The sequence below is a fragment of the Deinococcus radiotolerans genome (assembly GCF_014647435.1).
GTDB classification, from domain to species: Bacteria; Deinococcota; Deinococci; order Deinococcales; family Deinococcaceae; genus Deinococcus; species Deinococcus radiotolerans.
Genome location: NZ_BMPE01000020.1, coordinates 1 through 19,224, shown reverse-complemented (window position 1 = coordinate 19,224; position 19,224 = coordinate 1). Strand labels below are relative to the sequence as shown.

Here is a 19,224-nt window from a genome sequence, read left to right as displayed (position 1 = left end):
ACCCCACCCCAGCTCACGGCACTGCTCACACGGGTTCCTTTCCTTCGTCCTGCGCGTCCCCCCGAGGCACCGACATGACCGTGTACTCCCCGCTGCGCCCACCCCAGCCCGTCTCACCTGCGGCCGCCCCCACTGAATCCGCGTGGCCTGACCCGCGCGGCGAGGTGCAGCGCACCCTGCACGCCACCAGCCTGATCACCTGGGCCGTGCTGTCCCTGCATTCCCTGCTGGTCGAGCCGGGCCGCGACCACCTGCCCCTCCCGGACGTGCAGTGGTGGGGCGCGGTGAACCTCACGTTCCTGGCGGTGCTGCTGCTGACCCTGCGCGGCCTGACCCGCCGCCCCCGCACGCTGGCCCTGCTGCTCACGCAGGCGCTGCTGACCCTGACCGGCAACGCCCTGCTGAACGGCAGCAGCGTGCAGGCCGGACTGCTGATCACCATCGCCGCGCAGGTCGCGCTGATCCTGCCGCTGCGCCCCACGCTGCTGTGGGTGGCCGCGCAGAGCGGCGCGCTGCTGTGGGTGCTGCTCAGCCACTGGCACAACCAGGACGCCTGGGCGTTCACGACCGGGTACGTGTGCTTCCAGGGGCTGGCCGCCATGACCGTCCGCACCGCCATGCGCGAGATCCGCGCCCGGCAGGCCCTGGCGGCCGTGGTGGACGAACTGCGCGCCACCCGCGCCCTGCTGGCCGACGCCAGCCGCCAGGCCGAGCGGCTCCAGATCTCCCGGGACCTGCACGACCTGATGGGCCACCACCTGACCGCGCTGGGCATGCACCTCCAGGTGGCCGAGCACCTGCTGCCCCAGGACGCGCCCGCCGGACCGCACGTGCAGACCGCCCGGCGCGTCACGCGGGACCTGCTGAGCGACGTGCGGGACACCGTGCGTGGCCTGCGTGACACCGCGCAGTGCGACCTGCCCGCCGAACTGCGCGCCCTGAGCGCCGCGACGCCCCTGCACGTGCACCTGGACTGGCCCCCAGACCTGCGCCTGCCCTGCCCCATCGGCGCGCAGGTCCTGCTGCGCAGCGTGCAGGAGATCCTGACGAACGCCGCGCGGCACGCCCAGGCCCGGCAGGTGTGGCTGACCTTCCGCGCCGAGGATGGCCGCCTGCACCTGCACGCCCACGACGACGGCCCCCGCCGCCCCGGCGGCCCGCTGCGCTTCGGTTGCGGCCTGAGCGGCATGCGTGAACGCCTTGAGGGAGCGGGCGGCACCCTGCACGTGCAGGCCAGCGCCGAGCGGGGCGTCACGCTGCACGCCACGCTGCCCCTGCGGAGGAGCGCGTGATTCGCGTGATGCTCGTCGAGGACCAGACCCTGGTCCGTCAGGGGCTGCGCAGCATGCTGGGCCTGTGCGCGGACCTGCTCGTGGTCGCGGAGGCAGAAGACGGCCTCCAGGCCCTGCGGCTGGTGCCGGAGCACCGGCCGGACGTCATGCTGCTCGACTACCGCATGCCGCACCTGGACGGTCTGGGCGTCCTGCGGGGCCTGAATGCGCTGAACGCCCTGCCGCCCACGCTGATCCTCACGACCTTTGATGACGACGACCTGCTCATCCAGGGCGCTCAGGCGGGCGCGCGCGGCTACCTGCTCAAGGACGTCTCGCTGGACGTGCTGCTTCAGGCGGTGCGGACCGTGGCCGGGGGTGGCCGCTGGCTTCAGCCGGTCACGCCCTCCCGCGTCCTGAGCCCTGAATCCGCCCCGCCCGAGGAGGCCATCAGCCTCACCTGCCGCGAGCAGGAGGTGCTGCGTCTCATGGCCGGCGGGTACAGCAACCGCGAGATCGCCGGGCTGATCACCACCACCGAGGGCACCATCAAGAGTTACGTGTCGAACATCCTGTCCAAACTGGGCGTCCGGGACCGCACGCGCGCCGTCCTGAAAGCCCTGGAATACCGACTGATCTGACGGGCTGACTTCAGGCGGCCATCTCCCGGCACACCTGCGCGCAGCGGCGGCAGGCTTCGGCGCAGCGCTGGCAGTGGTCATGGTGGTGCTGCCCGCACTCGGCGGCGCAGGCTTCACACGCCGCGGCACACAGGGCGCAGGCCTGCGCGTGCAGGTCACTGCCCCGCATCAGCAGGCGCGCCGTCAGGGCGCACACGTCCGCGCAGTCCCGGTCCAGGCGGATGCAACCACGCATCATGTCGATGTCCGGCTCGGACAGGCACGCCGTCGCGCAGGTCTCACAGGCCTGCACGCAGGCCAGACACGCGTCGATGCACTCCTGGATCATGGCTTCCGTCATGCCTCACCGTGCCACCCCGCGCCCGGAGCGGGATGGGAGCGGAATTCAGGCCCCCTTCACCCTGCCCCGTCCAGCCCAGCGGCACGAGGTCCGGCTGGCCCACCCCGATCAGCCGGTCCCCGCCTGCGGGAGGGCCGTCAGTGATGGACGAGTTCCGCTTCCCACTCGGTGGCGGGCGTGCGGTCATCGCGGGACTCTCCGGCGTGACTGGCATGCTGCGTGAACCGCGACAGGGTCCAGGTGTGGTCGCCAGAGCGTAGCGTGTACGTGCCGTGCTCACCGGGGCCGGTGACGCGGCGCCCGCTGTCGCGGTACGTGACCTCCACCGCTGCCCCGACTGGGAGCGCTTCCAGTGTGGACACGACAACGTCACCATGAAAGGACCGCTGCGGATCCGTGGCCTCCCCACGCCACGCCCCGCTCAGACACACCACGACATTCCCCGAACCGTTGGCTTTCGTCATGCCTCATCACGACACACCCGCCCCCACGCTGGGGTGAGGGTCCCCCCACCCCCCCTTCATGAGACGAGACGCCCGGTCAGGTCAGGAACAACCGGTACGCCGGATTCGCCGTCACCTCCACCGCCGGGTACCCCACCCCCGCCAGGAACGCCGCGAACTCCGGCGCGTCCGCGGGCGGCACCTGCACCCCCGCCAGCACCCGGCCGTGCGCCGACCCATGATTGCGGTAATGGAACAGGCTGATGTTCCACCGGCCATGCAGGTGCGTCAGGAACTCCAGCAGCGCCCCCGGCCGCTCCGGGAACGTGAACGAGTACACCCGCTCGTCCGTCGCCTCCGGCGCGCGCCCCCCCACCATGTGCCGCACATGCACCTTCGCCAGCTCGTCGTCCGTCAGGTCCAGCACCGCGTACCCCCGCGACATCAGCTCGTCGCGCAGCTCGGCCCGCTGCCCGGGGGCCGCCAGCTGCACTCCCACGAAAATCTGCGCCTGCGCGCGCGGCGCGAAGCGGTAGTTGAACTCCGTGATCGCTCGCGCCCCCACCACCTCGATGAACTCCCGGAACGCCCCGGGCCGCTCCGGGATCGTCACCGCGAAGATCGCCTCGCGCCGCTCCCCGATCTCCGCCCGCTCCGCCACGTGCCTGAGCCGGTCAAAGTTCACGTTCGCGCCGCACGTCAGGGCCACCAGCGTCTCGCCCTGCACGCCCCGCTCCTGCACGAACCGCTTCAGGCCCGCCACCGCCAGCGCCCCCGCCGGCTCCATCACCGCGCGCGTGTCGTCGAACACATCCTTGATCGCCGCGCACACCTCATCCGTATTCACCCGCACCCAGTCATCCACGTACCGGCGCGTCAGGTCGAACGTGAACGCCCCCACCTGCTTCACCGCCACGCCATCCACGAAGATGCCCACCGACTCCAGCCGCACCCGCTCCCCGGCCTGCACCGACTGGAACATCGCGTCACTGTCCTCCGGCTCCACCCCCACCACCCGGATGTCCGGCCGCAGCGCCTTCAGGACCCCCGCCACGCCCGCGATCAGGCCCCCGCCCCCCACCGGCACGAACACCGTCAGCGGACCCGGGGTCTCCACCTGCCGCAGCACCTCCAGCGCCACCGTCCCCTGCCCAGCCAGCACCAGCGGATCATCGTACGGATGCACAAACGTCAGGCCCAGCTCGCGCTGCAACGCGAACGCATGAGCCTCCGCGTCACTGAAGCTGTCCCCGAACAGCACCACCTCCGCCCCCCGTGCCCGGCACGCCCCCACCTTGATCTCCGGCGTCGTCGCCGGCATCACAATCACCGCCCGCACACCCAACCGCTCCGCCGCGAACGCCACCCCCTGCGCGTGATTCCCCGCCGACGCGCAGATCACCCCCCGCGCCCGCTCCTCCGCGGTCAGCTGCGCCATCTTGTTGTACGCCCCACGCAACTTGAACGAAAAGATCGGCTGCTGATCCTCCCGCTTGAGCAGCACCCGGTTCCCCACCCGCGCACTCAGACGCGGCGTCTCACTCACCGGCGTCTCCACCGCCGCCCCATACACCTTGCTCGTCAACGCCAACCGCAGCACATCCATCGCGTCCAGCTCACCCGGCTTGAATTCCCGAACCTGCGTCACACCCGATCACCCCTTCCTGAACGTCAGCGAATAAAAAACCCCCACCGGACGGCGGGGGACGAATGGCAGCGCGCAGGCCGTCAGGCGTTCACCCCTGACCAGCGAATAATTCGCGCCGCGCTCATGACCGACAGCTTAGGCGTGGGGGTCGTCGCGCGGTGGGGAAGGGGTAGACAAGGGAGCTGCTGGGGCGGCCCCGCCCCCCAGCCCCCTACCCCAGCGGGGCAGGGGGAGCCGTCGTTGGCACTGGGCAAGAGTTTCTACTCCTGCGGCGTGTTTGTGTTGGGCGGTGGGATGTCCGGCTTCGACGCCATCCTCCGCCCCCCGCAAGGCCCGCGCGCTGCGCGCACGACGGCCGGTGGCAATCGGCGGTCATCTGCTGTGGCAGGACGCTTCGGACCGCTGATCTACTGTTTCAGTCCTGACATCAGCGAAGAGCCAAGCTGCACTCTGAAGGGAGCGGTCAGTGAAGCTGATAGAGGGGCGTGCTGTCCCCGCTTTGCCGCAGTCTCCGGTCCTCCCCTCTACTGACCACGCTCCGTTTCCCGCGCAATCTTCTGGGCCAGCTGGTCCGCGGTCCACAAACCGAGGGTGTCGGCGTGGGGCCCGCCGAGGAGCAGGTGGGCGTGGTCGTCGAGGCGTTCGTGGGTGGGGGCGGCGTCGGGGCGGCCGCCGGGGAGGGCGAGCCACGCGCCGGGGATGTCGGCGAGGCTGCGGCCCAGGTGCAGGTCAGGCGTGGCCAGGGCGGGGAGGGCGTCCATGAGGCCCACGAGGTCTTCCAGGGTCTCGCGGCGCAGGCCGGTGGGCACGCCGGTCAGCTGTCCGCCCTGGGGGACGTACCCGTGGGGGTCGCGGTGGTGAATGGGCGGGATCAGGGTGTACGCGCCGTGCTGAGGCCGCAGCGTCAGGCCGTGGACGTGCAGGATGGGTGCGCCTTCGGTGCTGGGCGTGGCGAGGTGCGGGGTCTGCCGGTACGCGCGGGCGTGGCGGGTGTGCACGCCCAGGTGGTGTTCGGCCTGCGCGGGGGCGTGCGCGCCGGTGGCGAGGACCACCAGGGGCGCGCGGAGGTTGTGGGTTTCGTGCGTGACGATCTGGTGGGTGTTCGTGACGGTCAGGCGCTCCAGCGTGACGTGCCCGCCGGGGTGGGGGGTGGCGCGGGTGTTCAGCAGCAGGTCCGTGCCGCGGCGGATGGCCGCCTGCGCGGCGGTCTGGGCCAGGGTGCCGGGCCGGTACGTGTGCGCCTCGTACGCGGTGGCGTAGGAAAGCAGGTCCGGGTCGAGCAGGGCGAGGCTGGCGGGCTGCGCGGCCAGCAGGTCACGCGTGGGCTGGCGCCCGGGGGCGGGCTGACCGTGCAGGGTCAGGTACGCCCTGGCCTGGATGTCATCGCCCAGCAGCGTCCGCAGCCGTTCCAGAGTCCAGCGTGCGGCCTCGCGCTGCGTGTCGGGCAGGTGCGCCAGCGTCCAGATGCCCGGCGCGAGGATGGTCGCGCCGTCCTCGTTCGGGAGGCCGCCCTCCTCGATCAGCAGGGTGCGCAGGTGCGGGGCGTGTTCCGTGAGGGCCAGGGCCAGGGCGCTGCCCATGCGGCCCGCGCCGACGATCAGCACGTCGTGCAGCGGCTCGGGTGACGTGCCGGGCGTGAAGGGCTGGCCGACGTGGGCCCACACGCGGCCAGGGGGGCGGGCGGAGGTCATGCGGGCATGATGGGCTGTTCTCACGCGCCTGTCAGGCGGCCGGGCGTGGGGGTGCGTATACTCGATCTTGATCATGCGTTCATTTCTGCGTGTTGGCGCTGCGGTGTGCGGCGGGCTGCTGCTGGGGTCTGGCGCGTCGGCGCTGAACGTGCGCGTGCTGGTGGCGTCGGCGCCGCAACTGACCGTGCGGGTCGCGGCGCCCGCCCCGGCCCCCGGTGGGCTGAGCGTGCCGGGCGCCCCCGCGGCGGCGCCCCTGCCCGCGCAGGCGTGGACGGTGGGCGTGACGGGCGCGCAGCTGACCCTGAACGGCCAGACGACCGGCAGCGCCACCCTGTATCTGCCGCCCAGCGCGGGCAGCGTCGTGGACATCGCCGGGAAGACCTACCGGGGTGGGGTGCAGCTGCGGGCCGAGGGCGGCGCGGTGCAGGGCATCAACGTGGTGGACCTGGAGGACTACCTGCGGGGCGTGGTGCCGGCCGAGATGCCCGCGTCGTGGCCCGCCGCGGCGGTGCAGGCGCAGGCGGTGATCGCGCGGACGTACGTGACGGCCCGCATCAACCCGGCCACGCCCTTTGACACGTGCGCCACGGACGCCTGTCAGGTGTACGGCGGGGTGGCGGCCGAGAAACCGCAGTCGGACGCGGCGGTCGCGGCGACGCGCGCGCAGGTCGTGGCGTTCGGCGGGAAGGCCGCCAGCACGTTCTTCAGCAGTGACAACGGGGGCTTCACGGCGTCCAGCGCCGAGGTGTGGGGCAAGGACCTGCCCTACCTGACCGCGAAGGCCGATCCGTTCTCTGCCGGGGGGCCGCGCGCCCGCTGGCAGCTGGAGGTGCCGCTGGGCCGCGTGCAGGAGGCCGCCGGGAACGCCGGGGTGCGCGTGGGCGCCCTGAAAAGCGTGACGGTCACGCGCGTCAGTGAGTCGGGCCGTCCGTTGGAGATCACGTTCGTGGGCGCCACGGGCAGCGGGAAGCTGACGGGCGCCAGTGCGGGGGGCTTCGTGCGGGCGCTGGGCGCGCCGGCCACGCGCGTGACCCTGGCGGGCCTGAATCCGCTGGTGCTGTCGGGCAGCGGCAGCGGGCACGGCGTGGGCCTGTCGCAGTACGGCGCGCTGGGCCTGGCGAACGCCGGGTACAGTCACCTGCACGTGCTGGGTTTCTACTACCCGGGCACACAGCTGGCCACCCTGACCGGCCGCGCTGGGGCGGGCGACGCCCTGATGGCGGTCGCGGCGCTGCCGGTGCTGCCGCTGGAGCAGGTGTGGGCCGCGGCGCAGCTGGCCGCCCGGCCTGGGTCGGTCCAGTGAGGGGCCGGGCGAGCCGCCCCGCCCGGCGCCGGTCCGGGCGCCTGAAGGCCGCGCTGCTGGCGCTGGGCCTGCTGGCGCTGGGGGGCGCGCAGGCGCGCACGGTGAAGATCGTCTCGGCGGACACGCTGGAGCTGCGGCAGGTGGACGGGCAGGAGCTCGTGATCATCAGCGGCGAGAACGTGGAACTGCGCGTGGATGACGACGTGGTGCGCGCCAAGCGTGTGGAGTTCAACCGCACGCGCCGCACCCTGACGCTGATCGGGTCGGCCACGTACCACAGTGCCAAGGACAACGAGGATCTGCGCGGTGAGAACCTCGTCGTGGAACTGGGCAAGGAACAGGTCAGCGGCGAGGACGTCCTGATCAGCGACGCCCGCCTCCAGATTCGCGGCCAGGAGGTGGACCGCATTCCGGGGCAGCTGCGCGCCACGGGCGGGTACTTCACGACCTGCGCCCGCTGCGGCCGCACCCCGAACGACTACGCGTTCCGCGCGGACCGGCTGATCGTGTACCCCGGTGACCGGCTGGTCGCGTACAACGCGCAGCTGCTGCTGGCGGACGTGCCCGTGCTGTTCCTGCCGGTGCTGGTGCTGCCCCTGAATGACAAAGACCGCCAGCCGCGCCTGGAAGTCGGGCGGGACGCCGTGGACGGCCTGACCGTGCTCGCGGACCTGCCGTTCAGCGTGGGCGGCAACACGCTGGGCACCACGCGGCTGCGCTACTACGAGAACCGCAACCCCAGCGTGGGGCTGGGCGTGAACCTGCGCTCGTACGCGCCGGTGCCGTTCGTGGACCGCGTGGATCTGGACGCGCTGGCCGAGCCGCGCCCGGTGGGGCAGACCGGGCGGGACGTGAACCTGGATTTCCGCGTGCGGGGTCGCGTGCCGCTGACCCTGGCCGTGCGGGACCTGGATTACAGCCTGAGTGTCACGCAGCGCGATATCGGGCGCAGCAGCACCGACGCCGAGCGGGGCGTGACGAACGTGCAGTTCAGCGCGAACGTGGAGTACCCGCTGTTCAGCGCGGCGCTGGAGTACGTGGACCGCTTCGGACCCAAACCCACCACGGCCCTGTCCCCGCCGCTCAAGCGTCCGGAGGTGACGGTGGATCCCAAGCCGTACACCAACGGGCCCCTCAGCGCGGACGTGCGGGTCACGGCGGGCAGCTACACGGCCGCCAGCAATCCCCGCTCGCCCAGCGCGACGGCTCAGGGCGTGAACATCACCACCAGCCGCCTGGAGGAGCAGCACGCCCTCGCGTACACCGTGAAACCCTGGACGGACGCTGACCTGAGCCTCAGCAACACCTTCACCGGGCGGTACTACGGCACCGGGGCGAGGACCGTGCAGCTGAACGTCACCGGAACCCTCACGCAGCGCTGGGCCGGGTCGAACTCGGTCAGCCTGACCGCCAAGTACCTGCGCACCGAGGGCACCAGCCCCTTCGCGTTCGACGCGCTGAGCGGGCGGGTGCTGTCCGCGCCCATCACCCTGAACCTCACGACGGTGCCCGCGCGGGACGTCACGTTCGGCGTGTCGTATACCCGTGACCTGTTCCTCAGGAGCGACCAGCAGGGGAACGCCACGTTCAGCCTGGGCGTGAACCGCAAACCCCTGAGCCTCAGCGCCAGCGCGCAGGTGAACCCGGACAAGCGCACCCTGGAGGACGTGACGTTCAGCGCCACCCTGGCCGACCCGGACAGCGCCAAGGTCACGGTCACGCCCGCGCAGCCCGCCACGGCCACCGCGCCCGCCCGCCCCGCCACCGCCACCCGGTCCAGCGCGTGGCCCGCCCCGAACCTCAGCCTGAGCGCGTCGGGCGGGTACGCCCTGTCCACCGGGCCGAAACCCCTGACCGTCACGGCCGCCGTGACCGGGGACGTGCGCAGCAACACCTTCAGCGTGTCGGTCACGCACGCCCTGCGCGAGCCGGGCATCACGTCGGTGGGTTTCCGCTACAACCTGACCCGCACGCAGGACACCGTCGTGAACGCCCTGAGCGCCACCGGCGACGAGACCCTGAACCCCGCCACGGGGCAGCTGAGCGGCAGTCACCGCGTCCTGTGGCGCGGGCAGTACGAGTTCCGCACCGCGCACAACCTGCTCCTGACCCGCGCCGACAACGCCCGCAGCAGCGGCACGCTGGAATTCAGCGTGGGCACCACCAGCGGCAGCCTGAACAGCTGGTCCGTGAAGTACGGCGGCCCGTACGACCTGCGCCGTGGCGGCTTCACGGCGCCGCAGCTGACCGGCAGCCTGAACCTGACCCGCCCGGGGCAGAACCTGGCGGTGGCCGCCGCCGTGAACCTGCCGGGCCTGGATCAGCGGCGTACGGAACTGGTCCGCGCGGAACTCAGCGGCGCCGCGCAGTTCGGCAGTCGCTTCTGGATTTCCGGCCGGGCGCTGTACACCCGCACGCGCAGCGGCACGTACCCGAACGACCGCGCCACCGACACCCTCCAGCTGGACCCGCTGCGCGTCAGCCTCGGCCTGGGCCGCGCCGACGAGCGGCCCGGCGCGTACCTGACCGGCACGCTGCGCCAGAGTTTCACGTGGCTGGACGGCGTGCGCCAGTCCCCCGGTCCCCTGACGCCCGTGCTGGGCCTCACCATTGACCGCTGCTGCTGGGCGCTCCAGGCGGAAGCCGACCTCGTGAACCGCCGCTACCGCGTGGCGGTGGGTCTGCCCGGCCAGACCGGCTTCCCGCTGTTTGAACTCACGCCCGACAGCGTCAAGGTCCCCCTGATTCCCGCCCTGCCCTGACCCCCCGCTGACTCCCGGAGGTGCCCTCATGCGCCGATTCATTGTTCCTGCCCTGACCACCGCCCTCCTGACGGCCTGTACCGGCACCGAGGAGGTGCAGTACGCCGTGCAGCTGGGCGTCCTGACCGATACCGCGGTGGGCGTGGCCACGCAGCTGCGCGCGCTGAACACCGACGGCGGCAGCGTGAACACCACGCCCGTCACGGGCGGCGTGGACGTGCTGCCCCTGTCGGGTGCCCGGCGCCTGATCACGGTCCGCACGGGCGGCGCGGAGACCCGCGCCCCGAACGGCACGGACCCTCAGCCCTTCGCGGATCCCGGGTTCACGCCCTGCTACACGCGCGCCGCGCAGGACGCCACGCGCACGCGGCTGCTGCTGCTCAGCGAGTGCAGCGGCGTGCAGCGTGCCGCGCTCTTCAACGCCGATACCCGCGCGCTGCTCTGGACGGCGCTGCTGCCCACGTACCTGCCGCCCGTGGCGACCAGTGACACGCCCCCCACCCGGCTGGCCGTGCAGGGCGACGTGGGCCTGATCACCCGCGCCCGCCTGAACGGCGGCAGCGAGGTCATCCGCGTGGCGATTCCCAGCGGCGCGGCCACGCCCGAGGTCAGCGCGCCCCTGGCGATCCCGTCGGTGTTCGACCTCGCGCCGTACGCGGGGCGCATCCTGGCCGCCACCGCGACCGGCATTCAGGCCCTGAAGTCCAGCGGGGAGCCCGACAGCGCCACGACCCTCACCGCGTTCGGGACGAACCGCTTTGACCGGCTGTGGGTGGGCGGCGCGAACGACACCCTGCTCGCCGCGTGGCGCAGCAACGTCCTGGCGGGCACCGCCGACAGCCCACTGCGCCTATGGGATGGAAATGCGTCCTCGGCAGCGACAGTTGCCAACCTGGCCGACATCCGTGACCTGACCCTGCCCAGTGATGGGAAGGCGTACGTGCTGGCCGGGCAGAACCTGAACCGCTACGACGTGACGCTGGGCCTGACCACCGGGAACTGGGCCCCGAAAACCCTGACCACCCTGACCGCGCCCCTGAGCATCGCCTGGACGGTACCGGTGCCCACGCCCTGAACTCGACGCGCGGCCACAGCGGAGCCGCAGCCGATGAGCGTCAGTCGGCCGCGGCCGGGAGCTTCAGCGCAGCCTGACGGGCCCGGGCGTACGCGAGGGTCCAGCCGCGCGGGTCGCGTGCGTGGGCGTACCGTTCACGCAGGGAGGCCACAAGAGCAGCGTGGCTGAGGCACTCGGGCACGCCGCTCGCCCCAGGATTGGGGGCGCAGTCGGTCAGGACGTCCAGGTGCGCGGCGAGGACCGGCACGGCGCCCGGGCCCAGGTTCAGCAGCTCGGCGGCGTTCACCCGCTGCGGCTCGGTGCGCTGCGCGTTCGTGACGCCCGACAGGTCGCGTGCGATGTTCACCCGCGCGATCAGGCCCGCCGGGTTCAGCGCGGTCGTGACGAGCAGGGTGCCCAAGCCCAGCAGCAGCGTCGGGTACGCGAAGCGGCTCGCCTGATCCCGCCAGAGGGTCACGGCCAGCCACGCCAGCGTGAGGGTCACCCACATCAGGAACGCGGCGCCCAGCACGCGCGTCTCGCTCAGGCCGTACGCCTGCGTGTACAGCACCCAGCGCTGCGCGGCGGACGCGAGGATCACGGTCAGCGGCAGCAGCACCGCGGCGTTCAGCGCGTGGAAGCCCGGCCGGCGGCGGGACTCCGGGGTGCTCAGGGCGTACGCGACGCGCAGCACGGCGGCCGTCAGGAGCGCCACGGTCATCAGCTGCCCGAAGCCCTCGCGGATGAACGCCGCGTACGTTTGCCCCTCAGGCAGCGCGCCACCCAGCAGCAGCGGCAGCTGCCGCGCCGCGAACGCCGTGAACAGCACGGCCAGCGCGCCCAGCGGCACGCCCGTCTCGATTAGGCCCAGCCGCCCCTCGCGCGGCGCAGGCGGGAAGAGGCTGGGCCGCGCGGCCAGCAGCGCCCCGTACACCAGTCCACCCGTCAGGATCAGCCAGCCGATCAGGTGCCCCAGCGTGCGGATGGGCCGGTCGAGGTTCACGTCGAAGTGCAGCAGGGCGTCCAGCGCCCGTGCAAACGACTCGTCCGCCCCGGCCAGCAGCGGCGCGAACACCGCGAGGAGAGGCACGCTCAACAGCGCGCCCACACCCACCCGGCCCCAGGTGCGCGGCGCCGCAGGGGCCGGTTTCAGGTGCGTCCAGGGGAAGCGGTCGAGCAGCATGGCCAGTCCGTAGATGACGTGCAGGCCGCTGCTCAGGGCCGCGCCCAGACCGTCCAGCACGCCCGCCCGCTCCAGTCCGGGGAAACGCAGCGCGGCTGAGCCCAGTCCCAGGCAAAGGATCAGCGCCAGCGTGTTCAGGAACGTCAGATCGGGGGTGGGGGCCCACAGCGTGAACGTCACGCCGAACAGGGCGGCTAGCGCCAGAAGCGTCACGCCCTCGCGGCTGGGCGGCTGGCCCTCCCGCGTGGCCCGCCACGTCACCACGCCCAGATACAGGGCCGTCCACGCCGCCAGATTCAGACCCAACGCGCCGCGCGTTCCTTCGGTCAGCAGCAGCGTGGCCAGGGCCAGTCCGGCGGCAGTCAGCAGCGGCCACGTGACCTTCGGCGCGGTGGGCGAGGGGACCTGGGGGACTTCGGCGGGTGCACCGGGGAGGGTCATGCCCGCACCGTACTCACCGGGTCCTCACGCGGCGTCCACCAGAGGGTCTACAGCGAAAGGAGGAGAACGACCCCTCTTCCTGGCGGGGGAGAGGGGTCGCAAGGGAAGGAGGGCTCTATCCTCCGCGTGCGAATCGGCGTTCCAGCAGGCGCTGCACGACCTCCAGCAGGCTGCTGACTGCCCAGTAGATCAGCGCGGCCGCCAGGTACGGCCCGAACGGCTCGAAGGTCCGCGCGATGACCAGCTGCGCGCTGCGCAGCAGTTCCACGACCGTGATCACGCTGACCAGGGACGTGTCCTTCACGAGGCCGATCAGGGTGTTGCTCAGGCTGGGCAGCGCCACCCGGGCCGCCTGCGGCAGGATGATCAGCTGCATGGTCTGCGCCCCACTCAGGCCCAGGCTGGTCGCGGCCTCCCGCTGTCCTTTCGGGATGCTGAGGATCGCGGCGCGCATCGTCTCCGAGAGGTACGCGGCGGCGTTCAGCGTCAGGGCGATCACGCCGCCCGCCACGGGGTTCAGTGTGACGCCCAGGCTGGGCAGGCCGTAGTAGATGACGAAGATCTGCACGAGCAGCGGCGTGCCGCGCATGAACGACACGTACAGGCTGCTCAGGCCCCGCACCCATCCCAGCCGGGACAGCCGCGCCAGCGCGACCAGGAACCCCAGCGGGAGGCCCAGTACCATCGCGCCCAGCGCGAAGCCCAGCGTGACAGGCAGCGCGCCCAGCAGGGTGGGCAGTGAGGTCCAGGCGCTCTGGAGGACAAGTTGCAGCTGTTCGGTGTTCATGGGCCTCCCCGGCACAGCGCTGGGCCACGGGCGGTGGTGACCGCGTCCATGGCCCAGCGCTCACAGCTCTGAGCTTAAGGCTTGCTGACGTCCTGCCCGAACCACTTGCGGCTGATCTTGGCGTATGTGCCGTCGGCCTTGAGTTGCAGTAGGGCCTTGTCCACCGCCGTCTTCAGGCTGGTGTTGGTCTTCTTCATGGCGATGCCGACCGCTTCCGGGTCACCGATGACGCCCGCGCCGCGCACGGGGAGGTTCTGGGACTTGATGAGGTACCCGACGAGCAGGCGGTCGTTGAACGCGGCGTCCAGGCGGCCCGCGGCGAGGTCGGCGAGGTACTCGGGCGCGCCGGGGTACGTGACGACGTTGATGCCGCCCGCGTCCCGCAGCTGCTTCTCGAAGTTGCTGCCCAGGCCCACGCCCACGCGCTTGCCTTTCAGGTCCGCGAGGGTCTTGGGGGAGAAGCTACCGGTCTTCTTCACGATGATCTGCGGGCTGGAGTACGCGTAGGGGGCGCTGAAGCCGATGGTCTTCTGGCGCTCGGCGGTGATGCCGACCTGGTTGACGATCACGTCGTACTTGTTCGCCTGGAGGCCGGCGAGGATGCCGCTCCACTCGGTCAGGACGAACTCGGCCTTCAGGCCCAGCTTGGCAGCCACGGCCCGGGCGATGTCCACGTCGAAGCCGGTCAGGTTGCCCTTGTCATCCTTGTAGGTGAAGGGGGCGTAGGTGCCTTCCATACCGATTTTCAGCACGCCTTTTTGCAGGGTGCTGGGGGTGGCGGCGTGGGCGCTGCCGAGGCCGAGGGTCAGGGCGAGCAGGATCAGGGTGGGGTGCTTCATGGGGCTCCTTGGAAGGCGGTCTGGGCCGCCGGATGAGTGGGGTTGAACAGGCGTGCAGTGCGCGCCGTTCGCCGTAATGACAATAGTCTACAACTTCGGTCAATTTTTAGAAAGTGTCCCGTCTACACTATCTGGCCAATTGGTCGCGGCAACCGCGACCAGCGGACCGCGCAACCCCGTGCGCGGGTACGGTTGCCCCGCCCCTGCACCTCTACACTCGGCGCATGGCCTTTCCGGACATCCAGAGCTTCATGCGCCTCCTTGAGCAGCGCGGTGAACTGATCCGCGTCACGACCCCGGTCAGCCGCGAGCTGGAAATCACCGAGATCGCCGACCGAATGGTCAAGCAGGGCGGCCCCGCTCTGCTGTTCGAGAACGTCGTTGGCAGCGACTACCCGGTCGCCATCGGCCTGCTGGGCACCAAGGAGCGCGTGGCGCTGGCCCTCGGCGTGGACGACCTTGACGGGCTGGCCGAGAAGGTCCGGAATCTCATCGACCTATCCGGCGGCGGCAGCAAGCTGGGCCTGCTGAGCAACGTCACGAAACTCCGCGACGCCATGAATCTCCCCCCGCGCCGCGTCCGCTCGGCCCCCGCGCAGGAGGTCGTGTGGCGCGGCGACGAGGTGGATCTCTCGAAGATCCCGATCCTCAAATGCTGGCCGCTCGACGGTGGGCCGTTCGTCACGCTGCCCCTCGTGATCACGAAGGACCCGGAAACCGGCGAGCGCAACATGGGCATGTACCGCGTGCAGGTCATGAGCCGGAACACGACCGGCATGCACTGGCAGCGGCACAAGACCGGCACGAAACATCTGGAGAAGGCGAAGAAGCTCGGGCAAAAACTGGAGGTCGCGGTTGCCATCGGCGGCGACCCGGCGCTGATCTACGCCGCCACCGCGCCCCTGCCGCCCGTCCCGGGCCTGGACGAGTTCGCCCTGGCCGGGTACCTGCGCGGCCAGCGCTACCCGGTCGCCAGGGGTATCACGGTCGATCTGGACGTGCCCGCCAACGCCGAGTTCGTCCTCGAAGGCTACGTGGACCCCAGCGAGGACTGGGTCATGGAGGGGCCGTTCGGGGACCACACCGGCTTCTACACCCTCCCCGACCTGTACCCGCACTTCCACGTCACGGCCGTCACCATGCGGCGCAACCCCGTGTACCCGGCGACCATCGTAGGCCGCCCCCCCATGGAGGACGCGTACCTGATCGAGGCGTCCGAACGGCTGTTCCTGCCCGCCGCGCAGCTCATCATCCCGGAGATCGTCGATTACCACATGCCGCCCGCCGGGGTTGCGCACAACCTCGTGTTCGTCAGCATCAAAAAGAGCTACCCGGGGCAGGCGTACAAGGTCGCCAACGGCCTGTTCGGCCTGGGGCAGATGATGTTCGCCAAGGTCATCGTCGTCCTCGACGAACACGTGAAGGTCACCGACTTCGACGCCGTGTGGCGCGAGGTCACGCAGAAGGCCGTGCCGGGCCGCGACACCCTCACCACGCGCGGCCCCATCGACGTGCTCGACCACTCCAGCCGGGGCTGGGGCTACGGCGGGAAACTCATCATCGACGCCACCACCAAACGCCCCGAGGAGGTCGGCAGCGCCGCCAGCAGCCGCCCCGACCAGGCCGGGGACACCGTGGCGCCCCAGACCTTCACGCCCCGCGCCGCGCACGACCTCCCCACCGTCGGCGGCGTCCTCGCCCAGCGGCAGACCCCGGACGGGTACTGGCTGGTCGCGCTGCACAAGACCCACGCCGGACAGGCCCGTGATCTCGCCGCTGCGTTCGCCGCGCACCCCGCCGCACACGGCATCCGCCACCTCCTGATCTGCGACGACCAGACCGACGTGACCGACCTTCAGGACGTCTGGTGGACCATCCTGAACAACATCGACGCCGAACGCGACGTCTGGGTGCAGGGGGAGCTCCTCGCCTGGGACGGCGCGAAGAAACTCCCCGAGGAAGGCTTCGTCCGCGAGTGGCCGCCCAAGATCGTCATGGACGAAGACATCGTGGACCGCGTCGAACGCCTCTGGAACGTGTACGGCCTGCCGGAGAAGTGGCGCTGAGGTAAATGCGGCGGTGTCACTAGAAACGGTTCGGTACCCTCAGGACATGCTGTACGTCGCCGTCGCTCTCAGATACGTCCTGCCGGGTGTCCTGCTTCTGTTCATTCCGGTCTCGACTCTCCTGCGTGCGCCATCCCCGGAACCGTGGCAGTGGGTCGTGACTGTTGCCGCCGGGGCGTATGCCAGCTAGCTGCTGTGGCAGGCCTGCCTCATCCTGACCGGACGCATCCCGCTCCTGAGTGCCGGTCGCTCCTCACGCCACACATCTGAGGGCCTCACGCCGCTTCTGCTGCTCGGATTCGGTCTGATGCTGTTCGGGTTCATCGGATGGGTGATTCCCGGGCAGGGTGTGCTGGCCGCGCTCCGCTCGCAATCCTGGCCGAGAGTGTCGGCGCTCGTCACGCAGGCCCAGTACGGAAATCGCTGTGCCCTCCTGTACACCTACACCGTCGACGACATGAAGTACACGGGAAAACGTACAGGCTGGGAGACCATTTCGCCCGGCCGCTATGGCGACGCCGATTGCGAGGCGCTTCGCGGACAGCCTCACCTCAGGGTCGGAGAAGTAATTCAGGTGGCGTACAACCCGGACGATCCAGCACAGTCGGTTGTCAGGACAGCCGTTCCGTCTTCCTCCATTCAACTGATGCTGTTGACGTCGCCTTTCTTGACCATGCTGGCCTGGGGGCTGCGCAGGGCATGGCGAGAAGCGACGAGGCCTCAGGGGGCGTGAAGGCGATGGTGAGGGTCTGAGGAAGGGGCGTTCACGCGGCTACAGCCGCACCAGCGCCGGGGTCAGGTCCTCGATCCGTGTGGCGCCGCACAGGGCCATGGCGAGGCGGAATTCGTCTTCCAGCAGTTCCAGGGTGCGTTCCACACCGTGCTCCCCGGCGGCGGCGAGGCCCCACAGGGCGGCGCGGCCCAGGAACACGGCGCGGGCGCCGAGCGCGACAGCTTTCAGGACGTCCGTGCCGCGCGTCACGCCGCCGTCGAGGTAGATCTCGCTGCGGCCCGCGACGGCGTCCGCGATCTCAGGCAGAGCCTCGAAGCTGCTGATGGCGGTGTCGAGCTGCCGTCCGCCATGGTTGCTGACCCAGACGTGGCAGCCGTGCTCGGCGGCCAGATGGGCGTCCTCGGCGGTCAGGATGCCTTTCAGGATGATGGGGAGGGGCGTCTGGCCGCGCAGCCAGTCGAGGTCGCGCCAGGTGAAGGTCTTGTCCACGAGGTTCTGGAAGTAGTTGGCGAGTTGAGAGCCGCTGTCGGTTTCGACCTGCGCGAGTTCGTCGCGGCTGGCGACGTTCGGGGCGCTCAGGTGTGCGGGCAGGGCGAAGCGATGGCGTTCGTTCGCCTCGCGGCGGCCCAGGAAGGGTGCGTCCACGGTAAAGACCAGGGCGCGCGCTCCGGCCGCGTGCGCGCGGTCCAGGATGCTGCGGCTCAGGGCGCGGTCGCGCAGTAGGTACAGCTGGAACCAGAAGCGGCCCTGGGCTTCCGCGCCGACCGTCTCGATGGGCGTGTTGCTGAAGGTGCTCAGCGTCATGACGCTGCCACGCGTGTAGGCGGCGCGGGCGGTGGCGCGCTCGGCGTCCGCGTGCGCGAGCCCGTGGAAGGCGCTGGGCGCGATCCCGATGGGACTGCTCAACGGGAGGCCCAGCACGCTGGTGCCCGTGTTCACGCTGGAGACGTCCACCAGGACACGGGGGCGCAGGCGGGCGCGGCTGAACGCAGCGCGGTTCTCCCGCAGGGTATGCTCGTCATTCGCGCCGCTGGCGTAGTACTCCAGGGCGTTGCGGTCCAGCGCGGCGCGGCCCAGGCGTTCCAGATCCGCCAGGTTGAAGGCCGTGTTCAGGTCTGCCGGAGTGCGGGGCGTCATGACGCAGCGTACCGTGCCCTGAACTGGTCAGAAGGCCCACAGCCAAGACCGGCTGGGGAAGGGGAGACTGGGGGCATGTCTCAGCGTGCCCGTCCGCAGCCCGTGCCGCCTGCTCCTGGTCAGGAGAGCGTCTGGGCGTACCCGCGCCCACCCCGGCTGGAGCGCACGTCCGCCCCGATAGAGATCTGGCTGGGGGGTCAGCGGATCGCCCAGACGACCGCGGCGTTCCGGGTGCTGGAAACCAGTCATCCGCCCACCTATTACCTGCCGAAAGAGGACTTCGCGCCGGGGGTACTGTCGCGCGCGCCGGGCGGTAGCGTCTGCGAGTGGAAGGGCGAGGCGACCTATTGGACGGTGCAGGCGGGTGGGCGGGTCGAGGAGGGTGCCGGCTGGAGTTACGAACATCCGGCGGCGCCGTTCGCGCTGATGGCCGGGCATGTGGCGGTTTATGCGGGGCGCATGGATGAGTGCCGGGTCAATGACGTGCGGGTCACGCCGCAGCCTGGTGGGTTCTATGGCGGCTGGATCACGCCGAATGTGGTGGGTCCCTTCAAGGGTGAGCCGGGCAGCTGGGGCTGGTAGGCCGCTTCAGGTGTGGTGGGTGCTGTGGCGTGGGCTTGAGTTTGGCTTCATTCGTCAACAGCACCTGAGGCAGGGCACATCCGCGGGACTGGCCGTGGGGTGTTGACAGTTTGGACGCGTAGGCATATAGTTCTCTTCGCCCGAGAAGAAGGGCGAGAGCGGGAAAGCCGAAAGGTGCCGCTGGGACGCATGAAAATCTGGTGATGATGACGATGACAGGCCGATCCGACAGGGTCGGGTGAGCGGACCGCCCCCCGGTGGTCTCCAGACTCACGAAACGGACGACGCCTTTCGGGGTGAAGT

At 70.7% G+C, this 19,224-nt stretch carries 17 protein-coding genes; 9 read left to right on the top strand and 8 right to left on the bottom strand.

What is annotated here, in order from left to right:
• The first annotated feature begins 74 nt into the window (after positions 1–74).
• Positions 75–1,292 carry a sensor histidine kinase gene (locus IEY63_RS18695; protein WP_189070511.1) on the top strand — a complete coding sequence of 406 codons (1,218 nt, stop codon included), beginning with the start codon at positions 75–77 and terminating at the stop codon, positions 1,290–1,292.
• Positions 1,289–1,912, top strand: coding sequence for a response regulator (locus IEY63_RS18690; RefSeq protein ID WP_189070510.1), 624 nt, complete (start codon positions 1,289–1,291; stop codon positions 1,910–1,912). The genes IEY63_RS18695 and IEY63_RS18690 overlap by 4 nt, the downstream gene beginning before the upstream one ends.
• A 10-nt stretch (positions 1,913–1,922) precedes the next feature.
• Here IEY63_RS18690 and IEY63_RS18685 read toward each other — a convergent pair whose 3' ends face one another.
• From IEY63_RS18685 to IEY63_RS18670, 4 genes are all read right to left on the bottom strand, one after another.
• Entirely contained in the window at positions 1,923–2,252 is a 330-nt protein-coding gene (locus IEY63_RS18685; RefSeq protein WP_189070509.1) for a four-helix bundle copper-binding protein, read from the bottom strand.
• 137 nt (positions 2,253–2,389) lie between these two features.
• A complete protein-coding gene (locus IEY63_RS18680) occupies positions 2,390–2,716 on the bottom strand; it encodes a hypothetical protein (protein ID WP_189070508.1) in 327 nt (108 codons plus the stop codon).
• Between the two features lie 76 nt (positions 2,717–2,792).
• Positions 2,793–4,301 carry a threonine ammonia-lyase, biosynthetic gene (gene ilvA / locus IEY63_RS18675; protein WP_189070545.1) on the bottom strand — a complete coding sequence of 503 codons (1,509 nt, stop codon included), beginning with the start codon at positions 4,299–4,301 and terminating at the stop codon, positions 2,793–2,795.
• Positions 4,302–4,867: 566 nt separating this feature from the next.
• Positions 4,868–6,034, bottom strand: a complete 1,167-nt coding sequence (locus tag IEY63_RS18670; RefSeq protein WP_189070507.1) for an FAD-dependent oxidoreductase — start codon at positions 6,032–6,034, stop codon at positions 4,868–4,870.
• A gap of 73 nt (positions 6,035–6,107) precedes the next feature.
• Between IEY63_RS18670 and IEY63_RS18665 the strand changes: the two genes are divergently transcribed.
• From IEY63_RS18665 to IEY63_RS18655, 3 genes are read left to right on the top strand one after another with little or no spacing between them, the layout of a single operon-like run.
• Entirely contained in the window at positions 6,108–7,337 is a 1,230-nt protein-coding gene (locus IEY63_RS18665; protein WP_189070506.1) for a SpoIID/LytB domain-containing protein, read from the top strand.
• On the top strand, positions 7,334–10,099 hold the full coding sequence (locus IEY63_RS18660; protein WP_189070505.1) for an LPS-assembly protein LptD: 2,766 nt from the start codon (positions 7,334–7,336) through the stop codon (positions 10,097–10,099). Before IEY63_RS18665 ends, IEY63_RS18660 begins: the two co-directional genes overlap by 4 nt.
• Before the next feature lie 28 nt (positions 10,100–10,127).
• Entirely contained in the window at positions 10,128–11,174 is a 1,047-nt protein-coding gene (locus tag IEY63_RS18655) for a hypothetical protein (protein WP_189070504.1), read from the top strand.
• Positions 11,175–11,214: 40 nt separating this feature from the next.
• Here the strand turns inward: IEY63_RS18655 and IEY63_RS18650 are convergent, their stop codons facing one another.
• The 3 genes from IEY63_RS18650 to IEY63_RS18640 all read right to left on the bottom strand — a co-directional run bounded on the left by IEY63_RS18650 (position 11,215) and on the right by IEY63_RS18640 (position 14,403).
• Positions 11,215–12,777, bottom strand: a complete 1,563-nt coding sequence (locus IEY63_RS18650; RefSeq protein ID WP_189070503.1) for a DUF4153 domain-containing protein — start codon at positions 12,775–12,777, stop codon at positions 11,215–11,217.
• Between the two features lie 115 nt (positions 12,778–12,892).
• Positions 12,893–13,564, bottom strand: a complete 672-nt coding sequence (locus tag IEY63_RS18645) for an amino acid ABC transporter permease (RefSeq protein WP_189070502.1) — start codon at positions 13,562–13,564, stop codon at positions 12,893–12,895.
• A gap of 74 nt (positions 13,565–13,638) precedes the next feature.
• The gene (locus IEY63_RS18640) at positions 13,639–14,403 is read right to left on the bottom strand and encodes a transporter substrate-binding domain-containing protein (RefSeq protein ID WP_189070501.1); all 765 of its coding nucleotides are present in this window, start codon (positions 14,401–14,403) and stop codon (positions 13,639–13,641) included.
• Between the two features lie 224 nt (positions 14,404–14,627).
• Between IEY63_RS18640 and IEY63_RS18635 the strand changes: the two genes are divergently transcribed.
• The 3 genes from IEY63_RS18635 to IEY63_RS18625 all read left to right on the top strand — a co-directional run bounded on the left by IEY63_RS18635 (position 14,628) and on the right by IEY63_RS18625 (position 17,202).
• Complete coding sequence (locus tag IEY63_RS18635) at positions 14,628–16,469, top strand: menaquinone biosynthesis decarboxylase (protein ID WP_189070500.1); 1,842 nt, start codon at positions 14,628–14,630, stop codon at positions 16,467–16,469.
• Between the two features lie 46 nt (positions 16,470–16,515).
• Positions 16,516–16,659 (top strand): hypothetical protein, encoded by a 144-nt coding sequence (locus IEY63_RS18630; RefSeq protein WP_189070499.1) that lies wholly within the window; start codon positions 16,516–16,518, stop codon positions 16,657–16,659.
• A 117-nt stretch (positions 16,660–16,776) separates the two neighbouring features.
• Complete coding sequence (locus IEY63_RS18625; RefSeq protein ID WP_189070498.1) at positions 16,777–17,202, top strand: DUF3592 domain-containing protein; 426 nt, start codon at positions 16,777–16,779, stop codon at positions 17,200–17,202.
• 39 nt (positions 17,203–17,241) lie between these two features.
• Here the strand turns inward: IEY63_RS18625 and IEY63_RS18620 are convergent, their stop codons facing one another.
• Positions 17,242–18,339: an alpha-hydroxy acid oxidase gene (locus IEY63_RS18620; protein WP_189070497.1), complete on the bottom strand. Its 1,098-nt coding sequence runs from the start codon at positions 18,337–18,339 to the stop codon at positions 17,242–17,244.
• A gap of 75 nt (positions 18,340–18,414) precedes the next feature.
• Here IEY63_RS18620 and IEY63_RS18615 point away from each other — a divergent pair, with 75 nt between their 5' ends.
• Complete coding sequence (locus IEY63_RS18615; protein ID WP_189070496.1) at positions 18,415–18,921, top strand: DUF427 domain-containing protein; 507 nt, start codon at positions 18,415–18,417, stop codon at positions 18,919–18,921.
• Positions 18,922–19,224 lie beyond the last annotated feature (303 nt).